The organism is Selenomonas sp. FOBRC9 (assembly GCF_000287655.1).
GTDB classification, from domain to species: domain Bacteria; phylum Bacillota; class Negativicutes; order Selenomonadales; family Selenomonadaceae; genus Centipeda; species Centipeda artemidis.
In genome coordinates this window covers 29,763-45,402 of sequence record NZ_ALJR01000005.1, presented here as the reverse complement: position 1 = coordinate 45,402, position 15,640 = coordinate 29,763, and the positions used below count along the sequence as shown (strand labels likewise).

18 protein-coding genes are annotated in these 15,640 nt (G+C 56.6%); 1 reads left to right on the top strand and 17 read right to left on the bottom strand.

Annotated features, from left to right (window positions below):
• Window positions 1–11: 11 nt before the first annotated feature.
• From obgE to HMPREF1147_RS01905, 11 genes are all read right to left on the bottom strand, one after another.
• Complete coding sequence (gene obgE, locus HMPREF1147_RS01955; protein WP_009657453.1) at window positions 12–1,295, bottom strand: GTPase ObgE; 1,284 nt, start codon at window positions 1,293–1,295, stop codon at window positions 12–14.
• A gap of 62 nt (window positions 1,296–1,357) precedes the next feature.
• Window positions 1,358–1,660 (bottom strand): 50S ribosomal protein L27, encoded by a 303-nt coding sequence (gene rpmA / locus HMPREF1147_RS01950; RefSeq protein WP_009348992.1) that lies wholly within the window; start codon window positions 1,658–1,660, stop codon window positions 1,358–1,360.
• Window positions 1,657–1,977: a ribosomal-processing cysteine protease Prp gene (locus tag HMPREF1147_RS01945; protein ID WP_009348993.1), complete on the bottom strand. Its 321-nt coding sequence runs from the start codon at window positions 1,975–1,977 to the stop codon at window positions 1,657–1,659. Before HMPREF1147_RS01945 ends, rpmA begins: the two co-directional genes overlap by 4 nt.
• Window positions 1,978–1,982: 5 nt before the next feature.
• Window positions 1,983–2,294 (bottom strand): 50S ribosomal protein L21, encoded by a 312-nt coding sequence (gene rplU, locus HMPREF1147_RS01940; protein ID WP_009657485.1) that lies wholly within the window; start codon window positions 2,292–2,294, stop codon window positions 1,983–1,985.
• Window positions 2,295–2,522: 228 nt separating this feature from the next.
• Complete coding sequence (locus HMPREF1147_RS01935; protein ID WP_009348995.1) at window positions 2,523–2,780, bottom strand: cell division protein ZapA; 258 nt, start codon at window positions 2,778–2,780, stop codon at window positions 2,523–2,525.
• Between the two features lie 15 nt (window positions 2,781–2,795).
• Complete coding sequence (pheT, locus tag HMPREF1147_RS01930; protein WP_009657456.1) at window positions 2,796–5,231, bottom strand: phenylalanine--tRNA ligase subunit beta; 2,436 nt, start codon at window positions 5,229–5,231, stop codon at window positions 2,796–2,798.
• A 12-nt stretch (window positions 5,232–5,243) separates the two neighbouring features.
• Complete coding sequence (pheS, locus tag HMPREF1147_RS01925) at window positions 5,244–6,272, bottom strand: phenylalanine--tRNA ligase subunit alpha (RefSeq protein ID WP_009657490.1); 1,029 nt, start codon at window positions 6,270–6,272, stop codon at window positions 5,244–5,246.
• A 113-nt stretch (window positions 6,273–6,385) separates the two neighbouring features.
• On the bottom strand, window positions 6,386–7,045 hold the full coding sequence (locus tag HMPREF1147_RS01920) for a TatD family nuclease-associated radical SAM protein (RefSeq protein WP_009348998.1): 660 nt from the start codon (window positions 7,043–7,045) through the stop codon (window positions 6,386–6,388).
• Between the two features lie 163 nt (window positions 7,046–7,208).
• Entirely contained in the window at window positions 7,209–8,036 is an 828-nt protein-coding gene (locus HMPREF1147_RS01915) for a pyridoxamine kinase (protein WP_009657499.1), read from the bottom strand.
• Window positions 8,036–8,527, bottom strand: a complete 492-nt coding sequence (queF, locus tag HMPREF1147_RS01910; protein ID WP_009657491.1) for a preQ(1) synthase — start codon at window positions 8,525–8,527, stop codon at window positions 8,036–8,038. The genes HMPREF1147_RS01915 and queF overlap by 1 nt, the downstream gene beginning before the upstream one ends.
• The gene (locus HMPREF1147_RS01905) at window positions 8,527–10,218 is read right to left on the bottom strand and encodes a bifunctional diguanylate cyclase/phosphodiesterase (protein WP_009657472.1); all 1,692 of its coding nucleotides are present in this window, start codon (window positions 10,216–10,218) and stop codon (window positions 8,527–8,529) included. Before HMPREF1147_RS01905 ends, queF begins: the two co-directional genes overlap by 1 nt.
• 236 nt (window positions 10,219–10,454) lie before the next feature.
• Here HMPREF1147_RS01905 and trxA point away from each other — a divergent pair, with 236 nt between their 5' ends.
• Window positions 10,455–10,766, top strand: coding sequence for a thioredoxin (gene trxA, locus HMPREF1147_RS01900; RefSeq protein ID WP_009349002.1), 312 nt, complete (start codon window positions 10,455–10,457; stop codon window positions 10,764–10,766).
• 211 nt (window positions 10,767–10,977) lie between these two features.
• Here trxA and HMPREF1147_RS01895 read toward each other — a convergent pair whose 3' ends face one another.
• From HMPREF1147_RS01895 to HMPREF1147_RS01870, 6 genes are all read right to left on the bottom strand, one after another.
• Window positions 10,978–11,811, bottom strand: coding sequence for an RNA methyltransferase (locus tag HMPREF1147_RS01895; protein ID WP_009657457.1), 834 nt, complete (start codon window positions 11,809–11,811; stop codon window positions 10,978–10,980).
• 50 nt (window positions 11,812–11,861) lie between these two features.
• Window positions 11,862–12,215: a 50S ribosomal protein L20 gene (rplT, locus tag HMPREF1147_RS01890; protein ID WP_009349004.1), complete on the bottom strand. Its 354-nt coding sequence runs from the start codon at window positions 12,213–12,215 to the stop codon at window positions 11,862–11,864.
• Between the two features lie 54 nt (window positions 12,216–12,269).
• Window positions 12,270–12,467, bottom strand: a complete 198-nt coding sequence (rpmI, locus tag HMPREF1147_RS01885) for a 50S ribosomal protein L35 (RefSeq protein WP_009349006.1) — start codon at window positions 12,465–12,467, stop codon at window positions 12,270–12,272.
• Window positions 12,454–13,020 (bottom strand): translation initiation factor IF-3, encoded by a 567-nt coding sequence (gene infC / locus HMPREF1147_RS01880; RefSeq protein WP_026762334.1) that lies wholly within the window; start codon window positions 13,018–13,020, stop codon window positions 12,454–12,456. Before infC ends, rpmI begins: the two co-directional genes overlap by 14 nt.
• A gap of 190 nt (window positions 13,021–13,210) precedes the next feature.
• Complete coding sequence (thrS, locus tag HMPREF1147_RS01875) at window positions 13,211–15,130, bottom strand: threonine--tRNA ligase (RefSeq protein ID WP_009657454.1); 1,920 nt, start codon at window positions 15,128–15,130, stop codon at window positions 13,211–13,213.
• A 95-nt stretch (window positions 15,131–15,225) separates the two neighbouring features.
• Window positions 15,226–15,576: a LysM peptidoglycan-binding domain-containing protein gene (locus tag HMPREF1147_RS01870; protein ID WP_009657449.1), complete on the bottom strand. Its 351-nt coding sequence runs from the start codon at window positions 15,574–15,576 to the stop codon at window positions 15,226–15,228.
• Between the last annotated feature and the right edge of the window lie 64 nt (window positions 15,577–15,640).

Sequence of the window (15,640 nt, the reverse complement as noted above, 5' to 3'; positions counted from 1 at the left end):
GATTTCCTCCCTTAGTCCTGATAGTCGAACGCCATATCGCCGATATGAACGGTCATGCCCTCTTTGATGCCGCGTGCGCGCAGTTTTTCATCCAGTCCCTTGAGACGCCAGATGTACTGGAACCGCCGCACAGCCTCGTCGTTGTTGAAATTCGTCATCGCGACGAGCTTTTCGAGCGCCTTCCCGGAAACGATGAAATCCCCCGCGTCGTTGCGCGAGATCGTCACCTTCTCATCGTCCTCGGCGTTTTGATCGTAGACAACAACGTCCTCTTCCTCCGTTTCCGGCTCCGGGATATAGGCGTCAAGCCACGCCGCAACGCGATCGATGAGCTCCTGCACGCCCGCGCGCGTCGCCGCGGAGATCTCAAAGAACTCCAGCCCTTCGCGCTCCGCCAGTTCCCGCAGACGCGGCAGATGGTCTGCCGCGGAGGGCAGGTCGATTTTGTTCGCGACGAGGATCTGCGTGCGCCGCGCGATCTTTTCGCTGTAGCGCGCCAGCTCCGCATTGATCTTATGATAGTCCTCGACAGGATCGCGCCCCTCGATGCCCGAGGCATCGACGATGTGCAGGATGAGACGCGTCCGCTCCACATGGCGCAGGAAGTCATGTCCGAGCCCCACGCCGTCTGCCGCGCCCTCGATGAGCCCCGGAATGTCAGCCATGACGAAGCTCTTCTCATAGTCCGTCTGCACGACGCCGAGCACGGGCGTGAGTGTCGTAAAGTGGTAGTCGGCGATCTCCGGGCGCGCCGCCGAACAGGACGCGACGAGACTGGATTTCCCGACGCTCGGATAGCCGACAAGCCCCACGTCCGCGAGCAGCTTCAGCTCGAGGACGAGTTTGCGGCTCTCCCCCGGCTCGCCGAACTCCGCGAACGTCGGCGCACGGTTCGCTGCGTTTGCGAATTTCGCATTCCCGCGTCCGCCGCGCCCGCCGCGGACAATGACCGCCTCCGTATCGATCTCGGCGAGATCGGCGAGCACTTCGCCCGTCGTCTCGTCCGTCACGATCGTACCGGGCGGGACGTTCACATAGAGCGGCGCGGCATTCCTGCCGTACTGATTCTTGTACTCGCCGTTCTCGCCGTTCTTCGCCGTGAATTTCCGATGAAAGCGGAACGAGAGGAGCGTATTCAGATTGCGGTCGGCGCGAAAGACAACATCGCCGCCGCGCCCGCCGTCACCGCCCGAAGGGCCGCCCTTGGGCATGAATTTCTCATGGCGGAACGCGGACTTTCCATGTCCGCCGTCCCCCGCCTTTACCGTGATATGCGCGCGGTCTATAAACTGCATACGTCCCCCTATAGAAAAGAGCCTGCACCCCTCGGTACAGGCATCCGCATATTTAGTGCAAATTAAACAGCGGCCTCCGCAAGCGGATACACACTGATCTGACGCTGATGGCGCCCCTTGCGCTCAAAAGCGACCTTGCCGTCAATCTTCGCAAAGATCGTATCGTCCTTGCCAATGCCGACATTATGTCCCGGATGGAAATGCGTGCCGCGCTGACGAACGAGAATGCTGCCCGCCGTCACATGCGTGCCCGCCTGTTCCTTCACGCCGAGACGCTTCGAATGGCTGTCACGACCGTTGCGCGTCGAGCTTACGCCCTTCTTATGTGCAAAAAGCTGTAAATCAAACGAGAACAATATGTTCACCCCCTAATTTCATGAATTTTTATACCCTTTGGGCTGATCTTCTCAATCTCCGCAAGCCCCATATACATGGTACGCAGGATCGCCTCTGTGCATTCGTCCGGCGGCGCATCGAGCCGCATATCGAGATTCCCGCTCGCTATGTCATAAGTGACGGCGCGATGCAGATGCTCCATTATGCCGAGAAGCGCGGACTGCGTGAGCGCCGATACGCCGGCACAGACAATATCCTGTCCATGCTCCGCCGTTCCGCTGTGTCCTTTGACACGACAGCCCGTGATTTGCCCTCTGTGATTGGTGAAAATATCGACCGCGATCACAAAGATTATGCCTCGATCTTCTCGATGACCACCTTCGTAAACGGCTGACGATGCCCCTGACGCTTGCGGTAGTTCGACTTTGCCTTGTACTTAAAGATCAAAATCTTCTTGCCTTTGCCGTGCGCCGCAACCTTGCCCGTGACCTTTGCCCCGGCAACCGTCGGACGACCGACCTTGACGTCGCTGCCGCTCACAACCGTCAGAACCTCATCAAAAACGACGGCTTCGCCCTCGCCCGCCTCAAGCTTCTCCACGAAAATGGTATCGCCCTCCGCGACCTTGTACTGCTTGCCGCCTGTCTTTACGATTGCATACATGAAAACACCTCCCTATATCGTTACTCGCCGGCTGCGGTTCGAAATTTCCGGTTTGGACATTCCGATTTGAGACCTCGCCGTGCGGTTGGGAACGGGCACATGCCCGAACACGCAGGAATACCTACGTCAAAGCATATTACCATACTCTCTATGCGCTGTCAATAGCGATGCCGCGCGATGCGAAAATATTAACACGCGGTGGTGCTGCACAAAGGCATATAGCGCTTTTTACTTTTCCTCAAGGAGTTGTACCAACTCGTCATAGTCGTGTTTGAGCTGGTCATATTCGTCCATCATCTGCAGGACGGTCAGGGCGGCGATCCGCTTCACATCAAAGCTCCGCACGCGGCGGGACATCTCCTTGATGCGGCGGTCGCCCTCCGCCGCGAGACGCTTGAGACGCGCAGGGTCGTCTGTCTTAAGCTGATAGGACAGCCCGAACATACTGATGTTGACGCGCTGCATCTCTTTTTTTTCCTCTGCCATGGCTCTCACCGCCTTTTATCCGCGCAGCTGCGCATGAAGCTCCTTCTCCGCCGCCTGCAGGATACTCGAAAATGCGGCGTCCACTTCCTCGTCGGTCAGGGTCTTTTCGTCTGATTGAAAATGCAGGCGGAACGCCATACTCTTCTTGCCGGCATCTACTTGCTTCCCCATATAGACGTCGAAGAGTGTGGCGCTGCGGAAATATTTTCCGCCTTTTTTCGCAATGACACGCTCGATCTCCGCCGCTGAGAGCTCCGCATCGACAAGGACGGCAAGATCACGCGTCGCGGCGGGGTATTTGGGCAGCGGCTCTATCGCGCTCTTCTTTTTGCGGTAACGCATGAGCACGGCGGCATCCATCTCAAAGACGCAGACATTCTGCGAGATGCCAAAGTTCTCCGCGACCGTCGGATGGATCTCGCCGAGTACGGCGACAACCTCGCGCCCCTTCTTAAAGAACGCGGTCTTGCCGGGATGCATGGCAAAATGCGTGCCGGGCTCGACGGTGTATTTCTGCACGCCGACCGCCGCGAGGAACCGCTCGGCAACGCCCTTAATGTCATAGAAGTCGACCATCTCGCCGTTCGTGTCCCACGCGAGGGGGCTGCGCCGTCCCGTGAGGAGTCCCGCAACCATGATGCGCTCCTCTGCGAGCTCTGTGACGGGCAGTTCCTTCGGGAAAAAGACGGGCGCGATATCAAAGAGGCGCAGATCCATGTTCTTGCGCGCGATGTTGCGGGCGGCGTTTTCGAGAATGCTCGTGAGCAGCGTCGTGCGAATGAGCGGATACTCGTCCGTCAGCGGGTTCAAAATCGATATCGCCCGGCGCAGCGGACTGTCCGCAGGAACACAGAGGTGATCGAGCGTCTTTTCACTCGTAAAGCTGAACGAGAGTTCTTCGGTCATGCCGAGCGCGGCAAGCGCATTGCGCATTGTATCAACAAAATCCTGCATCTCGCTCTGATGCCCCTGCAGAACTGCGCCCGCCGGCATCCGCGCCGAGATGTTGTCGTAGCCATAGAGGCGCGCTACCTCCTCGGCAATATCCTCCATGAGGGTCACGTCGCCGCGCCACGAAGGGACGGCGACGCGATAGGTCTCGAGTTCCTGTTCCTCCACGCCAAAGCCGAGAGAGCGGAGCGCCGACGCCATCCAGTCGCCGGGGATATTCGCCCCGATGCGCTCAGCGACAGCGCGTGCGCTGAACGTGAACGCGGCCGGTTCTTTCGGTGCGGGATAAACGTCAACGACACCCTCCGCCACTTTGCAGGCACCCATCTCAGCGAGGAGCTGCGCCGCGCGCGTGACGGCGCGCACCGTCCCCGTCTCGTCCACGCCGCGCTCAAAGCGCCCCGAGGACTCGGAGTGCAGCCCGAGCCGGCGCGCCGTACGGCGAATCGAGGCGCTGCGGAACGATGCCGCCTCGAGTATGACCGAGGTCGTCCCCTCGGTGATCTCTGACTCGAGTCCTCCCATGATGCCCGCAAGTCCCGCGGGCTTTTCGCTGTCGGCGATCACGAGCTCGTCTCCCACAGCGACGCGGGAGGAATCGTCGAGCGTGTGCAGCAGCTCGCCCGCCCGCGCGCGGCGCGCCGTCAGTGTATGCCCCGCAACCGCATCATAGTCGTAGGCGTGGAGCGGCTGACCGAGTTCGAGCATGACGAAATTCGTCACGTCCACGACGTTATTGATGGCGCGAATCCCCGCGCCGCGCAGACGCTCCGTCATCCATGCAGGTGAGGGTGCGACCCTAACATCACACAGGACACGCGCGGAAAAGCGGCGGCAAAGTTCCTCCTCCGCAATATTGATGCTTACGAGATCTGCCGCACGCTCGGCAGACGACTCGACCACCGCGATCTGCGGAAGACGAAGCGTTTTTCCCGTCAGCGCCGCCACCTCGCGCGCGATGCCGACGACACTGAAGCAGTCCGCGCGGTTTGCCGTCAGCTCGAATTCAAGCACCACGTCGTCCAGCCCGAGAGCCTGTGCTGCGGGAATTCCGACGGGCGTGTCCGCGGGCAGGATGTAGATGCCGTTGACCTGCTCCTCGGGCAGCCCCGTCGTGTCGATCGCAAGCTCGCCCGCCGAACACATCATACCGTTCGATGGGACGCCGCGCAGCTTGCCCTTGGAGATCTTTTTCCCGCCCGGCAAGACGGCGCCGACAAGCGCAGCTGGAACAATATCCCCCGCCTGTACGTTCTGTGCGCCCGTTACGATTTGCAGAAGCTCTTCTTTACCGATATTCAGCCGGCAGATACGCAGATGATCCGAGTCCGGATGCGGCGTGACCTCTTCGATGTGCGCCGTGATGACCTTCTCGAGCCCCTCGTCGGCGCGTACGATGCGCTCCACGGGGATGCCTGCCATCGTGAGGCGATCCGCGATTTCCTCCGCCGTCTCGTCAATATCCACATAGTCTTTCAGCCATTTGATGGAAACCTGCATTCTTACGCCTCCTTAGAATTGATGCAAAAACCGCACGTCGTTGTCGTAGAACAGGCGCAGGTCGTCCACACCGTACGCGAGCATCGCGATGCGCTCGATGCCCATACCGAACGCAAAGCCGGAGACGACCGCAGGGTCGTAGCCGCTCATGGAGAGGACGTTCGGATGCACCATGCCCGCGCCGAGGATCTCGAGCCAGCCCGTTCCCTTGCACACGCGGCAGCCCGCGCCCCGGCAGGAGGAACAGGAAATATCAACCTCAGTCGACGGCTCTGTGAACGGAAAGAAACTCGGGCGGAAGCGCACCTTTACATCTTTATCAAAGAGCTGATGCAGGCAGAGTTCAAGCATCCCTTTGAGATCGGCAAAGGAGATGCCCTTGTCGATGACGAGTCCCTCAACCTGCGTGAACATCGGCGAATGTGTCGCGTCGTAGGAGTCGCGCCGGTAGACGCGCCCGGGCGCAATCATGCGGATCGGCGCGTTCGGCTCGCTCTTTTGCATCGTGCGCGCCTGCACAGGTGACGTCTGCGAACGGAGCAGGATGTCCTCGGTGATATAGAAAGAATCCTGCATGTCGCGTGCAGGATGATCCTTCGGCAGGTTGAGCGCCTCAAAGTTGAAATAGTCGGTCTCGATCTCGGGGCCTTCCTCGATGGTAAACCCCATGTTGAGGAAAATTTTCTTGATGCGGTTCAGCGTGATCGTCAGCGGATGGAGATGCCCGACCTCGCCCGTACGCCCCGGCAGCGTCACGTCGATGCGCTCGCGTGCCATGCGCTCCTCGAGTTCCCGATACGAGAGTTCCTCGGACTTTGCCGCGAGCAGTTCCTCGAGCTCTTCGCGTGCCTCGTTAACGATCTTGCCGATGCGCGGACGCTCCTCGGCGACGAGGGCGCTCATGCTGCGCAGGAGGGACGTCAGCTCGCCCTTCTTCCCGAGGAATTTTACGCGGATATCGCCCAGTTCTCCGAGCGACGTTGCCTTCTCCGTAATCGCCGTGCGGGCGCGCTCTCTCAGCTCTTTGATCTTTTCGTCCATATCGTCCTCCTGTATCGCACGGAACCGTGGGTATCTCGCATATATGCTCCGTTTTCTATCGCAAAATTATCAAAAAACAGTTTATCATATTCACACGAAAAAATCTACTTTCTTTAGCTCTCTTCATAGGGGCGCACGCGTAGTGTCAAGCCCCTCTCATCGCAGATTTTACGACAGAGCGCGATCTCTTCCGCATCCTCGACCTTTTCGACAACGGTGAGGATGACGTTCGGCACATAGGGCTTGCAGTGCTCGGCGAAGGTGAGCATAGCTTCGAAGGACTGTATGCCAAATTGCGAGCGCGTAAGAGCGAGATAGCGTTCGGCATTCGATGCGTTGAGACTGATGGAGATGGTATCGAGAATCCCCTTGAACCGCTCTGCAAATTCGCATCCGTGCTCCAGTTCCCCGAGCCCGTTGGAGTTGACACGCGTCGACACATCGGGATGCCGATCCTTCACATAGTGCAGGACGTCAAGCACGGTCTCAAGACGCATCAGAGGCTCGCCGAATCCGCAGCAAACGATCTCACCGACATATTCCCACGGCAGCCGCTCCAGTTCGGAAAGGATTTCCCCCGTACTCGGATCATGCTCCACCCAGAGGGAGGATTCTTTCGCCATCTCCTTCATGCTGCGCAGGCAAAATACGCAGTCACAATTACAGTCGTTTGTGATGTTGACATAGATACTGCGCTTCCCTGTCGGCTGCTCACGCAGGCTCTCCTCTATAGGAAGATAACGCCCTCCCCGATGCGTTGCATAGACGATCATAATATACTCCTAAAACGATACACAGAAATGAGAAAGGAATCGGACGCGCCGCGCGGCGTATCCGATCCCACGATATTTATTAAGTTTGAAAGGCATTACTTGCCGGGTTCGCCCACGATACGAGGGCTTCCTCCATGACAACGGTAGGCGCGAAAATCCCGCGTCACATTGTAAGTTCCGCGAGGTACTCCTCAAAAGGAAGCCCCCAATTCCACGGCAAATTTAACTCCTCCGCATACGTCAGACAATGCCCGATGAAGTCTGCCGCGCGGCGTGCGCCCGTCTCGAGGGGGATGCCGCGCACGAGTGATGCCGCGATGATTGCGGCGAACGCGTCGCCTGATCCCGAGCGGTCGCGGCCGATCTTCTCGTTGTCAAAGGAACGCCCTTTACCAGATTCATAGAGATATGTTTTGATCCGCTCCCCCGCGTGCAGTCCCGTGATAACGACGTCGCGCGGTCCCATCGCTGCAATGTCCGCCGCCATGCGATAGAGTGTCTCGTCATCCGTCCGCCCCTCTGCGGGATATGGGATCCCGAGCAGTTGACATGCCTCCGTAAGGTTCGGCGTCACGACGTCCGCATACGGGATGAGCCGCCGCATTTTCACGCAAAGCGCGGGCGTATAGGAGGAATAGAGCTTGCCGTTGTCCCCCATGACGGGATCGACGACGAGAATCGTCTCCCGCCCCTTGAACCGTGCGATACACTCAAGCACGACGTCAATCTGCGCCTCCGATCCGAGGAACCCCGTCAAAATGGCATCAAAGGTCAGCCCGTTCTCCTGCCAATTCTCCATATAGGGGCGCATACGCTCGGTATAGTCGTCGAGATAGTGATGCGGGAATCCCGTGTGCACGGAGAGAATCGCCGTCGGCAGAGGACATGCCTGCACGCGCATCGCGGAAATAACGGGGAGCTGCACTGTGACCGAGCAGCGTCCAAATCCCGTGACGTCGTTGATGAGGGCGATTCGCTTCTGCCCTGCCATCAGCGGTTGTCCACGCGTTCCGGGACGCGGTCATGCTGCGATAGACGCTCCCATGCGAGCGCTTCGTATTTCGTCCCTGGGATGCCATAGTTCGCATACGGATCAATGGAGATACCGCCGCGCGGGAGGAATTTGCCCTGCACTTCGATGTACTTCGGTGCCATGATCGCGATGAGATCGCGCATGATAACGTTCACAACATCCTCGTGAAAATCCCCGTGATTGCGGAAGCTGACAAGGTAAAGCTTCAGCGATTTGCTTTCCACCATGCGCTCGGCGGGCATGTAAGAGATGTAAATCGTCCCGTAGTCCGGCTGCCCGGTGATGGGACAGAGCGTCGTGAACTCGGGGCAGTTGAACCGCACCCAGTAATCATGATCCGTATGTTTATTCGCAAAGGTTTCCAGCACCTCGGGCGTATAGTCGTAGCCGTAGTCGGTACGCTGCTCACCAAGCAGTGTCAAACCTTCCTGTGTCTTTTCTCTTGCCATTACAACCCCAAGAACTTTTTCTCAAACGCCTCCTGCGGCTCCGGACGTCCGAAGAGATACCCTTGTATCGTATCCGTCTTGCAGATCTTTACGAGACAGTCGTACTCCTCGGGACGCTCCACGCCCTCGATGCAGGTCGTCATGCCGATGCTGTGACAGAGATCCACCGTATACTCGACGAGTTTCTGATCAAAGTGGTTTTCCAGAATCCGAATGACGAATGCACGGTCGATCTTTACGATGTCGCAGTTGAGATTTTTCAGTGAAGCGAGCGAGGAATACCCTGTTCCGAAATCGTCCATCGCCACCTTGATACCGTGACTGCGAAACGCGTCAAACCGCGCGTTGACAAATTTCATATCGCCGACAATCTTGCTCTCAGTCAACTCGAGAACAACGGAATCGGGCGGCATATCGTGCCGCTTCAGACAGTCGTCAATGAATTCGAGGAAGGATAGATCCTTAATCTGCTCATAGCTCATATTGACGCTCATGCTGAAATTTGGAATGCTCCGCCGCCATTCCTTGCACGTACGCAGCGCCTGTTCAAAGATCCAACGGCCTACAGGTACGATGGTCTTTGTTTCCTCAAGAATCTTGATGAACTCCATCGGCGCAACCATGCGGCCCTTGCTGTTCTTCCAGCGGAGCAGCGTCTCCGCACCGACGATATGCCGGTCGTCTCCCGCCACCTGCGGCTGGAAGTAAAGCTCAAAGTTCCGGCAGCCCGCCTTGACATCCTGAAGGATCTGCTCCTGTATCGTCAGGGAGCGCAGCCAGCGGTTATAGACTTCCTTTGAGAACGCACTGAGCCGGTTCTTCCCGCCCGACTTTGCAGCGTCGAGCGCCGCCTGCGCGTATTTGTGCAGGATGAGCGGATCGCGCGCGGACTGCGGATAGAACACCATGCCCGCAGAGACAGTCACGATGTACTGCCGCCCGTCGTAGACCTGTGGATGTGCAAACTCGCGCTGCACACGGATAAAGAACTCCGTCAGCATCTCCTCGTCCGCATCGGGGTAAATGAGTCCGAACTCATCACCGTCGAGGCGATAAAGGGAGAGTCCGCGCGGAATATTTTGCAGAATACGCTCCGAGATCTGACGCAGGATAATATCGCCGACCTCGTGGTTGAACGCTTCGTTGACCGTGCGGAAATTATCAACGCCCATAACGAGGAGACCCCCGCCCCCGCCGGTCTCGCGTGCCGTACGAAGTGCCGCCGTCAGATCCTCGACGAACTGATAGCGGTTGAGAAGCCCCGTTACGGAGTCTGCAGAGTTGCGCCGTGCGAGCTGACTGATCGTTCCGGCAAAGAGATTCGGCGTGCCGTCTTTCGCAAGACCAATCTTTCCTTTGAGACGCAGCCACGAGAGATTCCCCTTTGCGTCGCGCATACGGAAATCAAGCTGCCGCTCCCTGCCTTCGGTCAGGCTGTTCACCGAGGCAAAGAGCGAAGCGAGAGGCTTACGATCCTGCATATAAACAAAGGGCCCAAGAACTCCGCTGATATTCTCGAGCGTCTCCGCGGGGAGATCGTATGCCCGCACAAAACTAGGTGAGGCAAGGAAAATGCCCTCCACCGGATCCATCATAAATGCGTAGTCAGAGGTCGTATTTTTCATCAAATCGTAGATGAATTTATGCTCTTTAAGCACGGGGCTCAACGTGATCCTCTTCTTCCCGCTCATAAATCCTGCCTCGCTTTTCTATCCCGAACCGATACCCATAGTTATTTCTCATTATTATATTACGGATCGCCGCTTCATGCAACCGTTCAACAGTATATCCCCTTGCCGGATATTAATAAAAGTATATAATTAAGCCTTTTTTCCTAAAAAGTTTTACAAAAACCTTGAAAAAAATGTATTCTCTGATATGATGGAAACAACGGAACATAAAATCGTATTCTAAGGGAGGCTCACTTATGGGTATTATTGAATTGACGGAGGAGACATTTGATGCCGAGGTTTTGCAGGACAAGAAATTTGTGATCGTCGATTTTTGGGCGTCGTGGTGTACGCCCTGCCGGATGCTGGCGCCGATCTTGGAGGAAATTGCAGATGAGTACCCGAATATTAAGGTCTGCAAGCTGAATGTGGACGACGCTCCGAATATCGCCGAAAGATACGGTATCATGAGTCTCCCTGCCCTCCTATTTTTTGATTCCGGAGAGATTATAAACGAATCCATCGGTCTTGTCTCGAGAGAAAGGGTGCTTTCCTTCCTGCCCAAATAATCCCCATACGATACGCCCCCCAATTGACGCATACAACAAAAAGGGGCTGTAACGAAATAGTGTTTTTACACAATTTCGTTGTAGCTCCTTTTTCTATATGAAGTAAGAAACACAATATGTAGTGTATTTACCAAATACTAAACGCAACAAAACAGGTATCTGAATGTGATACCTGTTTTGTTGTGGGCATTTCGTTACAGCCCCTATATCTTTATTCAACAAATATGCGCTGGCGAACACACTCATAAAGAATCACCGCAGCCGCAGCAGAGACGTTCAGCGATTCCACCGGTCCAAACATGGGGACATAGACACGCCGCGCACGTGCAAGAATCGCAGACGACACACCGTTCGCTTCATTCCCAAATACAACGGCGGTCGTTTTGGTGAAATCCGTATGAATATGTTCCTGCGCCATGTCATCACATGCGGCAGCGTAAAGGTTCAGCGACCGCTCTTGCGCCCACTGCAAAAAATCTTTTTCTTCGACGCCCTGAGCAACATTCAAATAAAAAAGGCCGCCCATCGCCGCGCGCACAACTTTATTATTGTAAATATCCGCGCAGCCGCGCAGGAGGACAATTCCACTTGCCCCGGCAGCAACGGCCGTGCGCAGAATCGTTCCGACATTTCCCGGATCCTGCACGCGATCAAGAACGACATAAAGAGGATGAGGCTCATTAGAACACGGCCGCATAAACCTCTTCAACGGTGTTCCCGGATCACGTTCTGCAATGAGAAGAACCCCCTGCGGCGTATCGGTATCCGAGAGCGCGGCACATAGTTCATCTGAAATAAGATAGACAGGCGTCCTCCGCTCACACAATTTCTCGACGAGCTGTGCGGCAGCCAGGCTTTCACCGCCGCGATCGGTAAAGAACGCAAAGCGTATGCGCCACTCGGACTGCATTATTGATTCGGCAAGGCGCAGCCCCTCCACCGCGAAGAGCCCTTCTTTTTTCGCTCGCTTCGGCATATGCACAACAGCGTGGGCAAGGCGTACAAGCCTGTTGGATTTGCTTGTGATGCGTTCAAGTTTTTTCATGTTAAAAAAGCGTCCGATGAATCTATCGACTCATCGAACGCACTCCCGTCTTATTGATTTTCCTTCGCCACGGCGACGAGCTGCGTAAATGCAGCCGCATCTGCAACGGCAAGATCGGCGAGCATCTTGCGGTTGACCTCGACGCCTGCCTTCGTCAGGCCTGCGATCAGACGGCTGTACGATATGCCGTTCGCACGTGCAGCGGCATTGATACGCGCGATCCAGAGACGTCGGAACGTTCCCTTCTTCGCACGGCGGTCGCGGCGGGCGTAATAGAGCGCCTTCATGACTGTCTCATTGGCCTTCTTAAACTGCTTGCTGCGTGCGCCGCGGTAGCCCTTGGCGAGCTTTAGGATCTTTTTATGACGACGATGCGCTGTGACACCGCTCTTTACTCTTGGCATTGCGATTCCTCCTGTTTCCTACCCATCAGACTTGGGTTTTCATATATGCCCCAATTATGCGTAGGGGAGCATCTTGCGGATACGCTTGTAATCCGACGTATCGGCGAGCGCAGCTTTGCGCAGATTGCGCTTGCGCTTCGGGGACTTCTTCTCGAGAATGTGCCTCTTGTATGCCTTGTTGCGGCGGAACTCGCCGCTCCCCGTGGCGGTAAAGCGCTTTGCAGCTGCGCGGCGCGTCTTAATTTTTGGCATCGTCGTTTCCTCCTTTATCTTCCTGCTTCGCGGGCTTTGACACCTTGGCGGGCTTCTGCGCCTTCGGGGAGAGAATCATGGTCATGTTCTTCCCCTCCAGCTTTGCCCCGCGCTCGATGCTCACGAGGTCTCCCATCCGCTCGGAGACGCGATCCAGAACCACGCGCCCGAGTTCCGGATGGGAGAGCTCTCTTCCGCGAAACATGATCGTCACTTTGACCTTGTTGCCCTCTTCGACGAAGCGAAGCGCATTTTTCAGCTTCACATTGAAATCATGCTCGTCGATGTTCGGACGGAGCTTGACCTCTTTGATGCTGATGGTCTTTTGCTTCTTTTTCGCTTCTTTCTCGCGTTTCTGCTGCTCATAGCGGAATTTCCCAAAGTCCATGATGCGGCAGACGGGCGGTCTTGCGTTGGGCGCAACCTCGACCAAATCAAGATGTTGTTCCTCCGCCATGCGAAGTGCCTCGATCGTCGGCATAATGCCGAGCTGTTCCCCCGCCGCACCGGTGACACGCACCTCGCGGATTCGGATTTCCTCATTGATTCGCAAAGATTCCCTGCTTATGGCAAGAACACCTCCTGTTTTGGATGCACCGCAGTGCCATCCGGCAATAGAAAAGGGCGGCATAAAGCCACCCTAAAAAGTTCCATATCGACCCGCCGGACATCTTTGCCCGCAGGTGAGAAGCGGTGGCTTCTGCTTTCAACAAAAGGCATGTTATCACAATTTACCGTTGTTGTCAATACTCGGGCGAGCGCTCGGCGATCTTTTTCTCTACAAACGCGATGAAGTCGTCCGCGGACATGACCGTGCTGTCCTTCTCGCCGTACTTGCGCAGGGCGACGGTACCGGATTCCTGCTCCTGATCGCCGACGACGAGCGTGTAGGGCGTCTTTTTGACCTGACTCTCGCGAATCTTATACCCCGTCTTTTCGTTGCGGTTATCCACTTCTACGCGGATGCCGCGGTCGAACATGCGCTTGCGCAGCTCTTCTGCGTACTCTGCATGGCGCTCGGTGATGGGCAGGATGCGTACCTGCACGGGCGTCATCCACACGGGGAACGCCCCCGCGAAGTTCTCGATGAGGATACCGATGAACCGCTCAATCGAGCCGTAGACGACGCGATGCAGCATGACGGGGCGGTGTTTCTCCCCGTCCTCACCGACATAGGTCAGGTCAAATTTCTCCGGCAGGCTCATGTCGAGCTGGATCGTGCCGCACTGCCATGTACGACCGATCGAGTCGCGCAGGTGGAAGTCGATCTTCGGCCCGTAGAACGCGCCGTCGCCCTCGTTGACGATGTAATCGAGACCGCGGTTCTCGAGCGCTTTTTGCAGACCACTTGTCGCCAGCTCCCACATCTCGTCCGAACCCATCGAGTCGTCGGGGCGCGTGGAGAGCTCCGCCTTGTACGAAAGCCCGAACGTGCGGTAGACCTCGTCAAAGAGGTCGATCGTGTGCTGAATCTCGCCCTCGATCTGCTCCGGCGTGACGAAGAGATGCGCGTCGTCCTGCGTGAAGTTCCGCACGCGGAAGAGTCCGTGCAGTGCACCGGAGAGCTCATGCCGATGGACGAGACCGAGTTCGGCGAGCCGCAGCGGCAAGTCGCGGTAGCTGTGGAGCTGCGAGCGATAGACGAGCATACAGCCGGGGCAGTTCATCGGCTTGATCGCATAGTCCTCTTCGTCGATTTGCGTCGTATACATATTTTCGCGATAGTGGAACCAGTGACCGGACGTCTCCCACAGTTTACGGCTGAGAATGACCGGCGTGCTGATTTCACTGTACCCGTAGCGGCGATGCACTTCGCGCCAGTAGTTCAGGAGTTCATTGCGCAGGATCATGCCGTTCGGATGAAAGAACGGGAATCCGGGTCCCTCTTCATGCAGGCTAAAGAGATCGAGCTCGCGCCCAAGTTTCCGATGGTCGCGCTTTTCCGCTTCCTCAAGCATATGGAGGTACGCGTCGAGTTCTTCCTGCTTTTCGAACGCCGTTCCGTAGATGCGCTGGAGCATCTTATTCTTCTCGCTGCCGCGCCAGTACGCGCCCGCGATGCTCTGGAGCCTCAACGCCTTGACCTTGCCCGTTGAGAGGACGTGAGGCCCTGCGCACAGATCGGTGAACTCCCCCTGCGTATAGGTCGAGATCGTCACGTCCTCGGGCAGATCCTCGATCAGCTCGACCTTATAGTTCTCGCCCTTCTCCCTGAAGTAGGCGATCGCTTCGCTGCGCGGAATCTCGCGACGTTCGAGCTTGAGATTCTCCTTGACGATCTTCTTCATTTCCTTTTCGATGTCGCGCAGATCGGCATCCGTAAGCCGATGCTCCATGTCAAAGTCATAGTAGAAGCCGTTCTCGATCGCAGGACCGATCGCGAGCTGCACATGCGCATCTTTATAGAGACGCTTCACCGCCTGCGCCATGATGTGCGAGCAGGTATGGCGCAGGGCAAGTCGGCCGCCCGCATCCTCAAAGGTGAGTACCTGAAACGCCGCGTCCTTCGTCGCGGGCGTCATGAGATCGACCGTTTTGCCGTCGAGGCTTGCCGCCAGTGCTTTTTTCGCGAGCGAATTGCTCATCTGTTTCACGACGTCCAGTAATGTCGTTCCGTGCTCCACCTCGCGAACAGATCCATCCGGCAGTGTCAGCTTTACCATAGAACGCTCTCCTCCCAATATGCATACAAGAAAAGCCCTGCCCCGTGGGATAGGAAATCCTATCCCGCTAGGGACAAGGCCGTTATAATTCCACCCTATTTGGTAACGCCATTATAAGACGCATACGCGGGTGTGTCAAGGGATTTATGCTCCGCCATTGCCTGCAGCTGCTCGGGCGGATCAATCATCGGAATGCGCAGACGGCGTCCTGCATAGAGCGCGGCATCGGGCGGCAGCCCATTGATCTCGATGATGGCTTCCTCGAGCTCCCGCGCCATGCTCTCCTTTGTCGTGTACTTGCGTGCAATCGTCCAGACGCTGTCGCCTCTCTCCACCGAGATCTCCATGAACTCTGACGAGCGCAGATAGGGATTCGTCAGATGAAGCGACGATACGACCATCCATATGAGTGTAAAAAGGCTGAGTGTAAGACCGATGCGTTTCATAGATATCCCTCCGTCCGGATTATTTTCGCATATATATTCCCAAAACTTTTGTTCGGATATAATA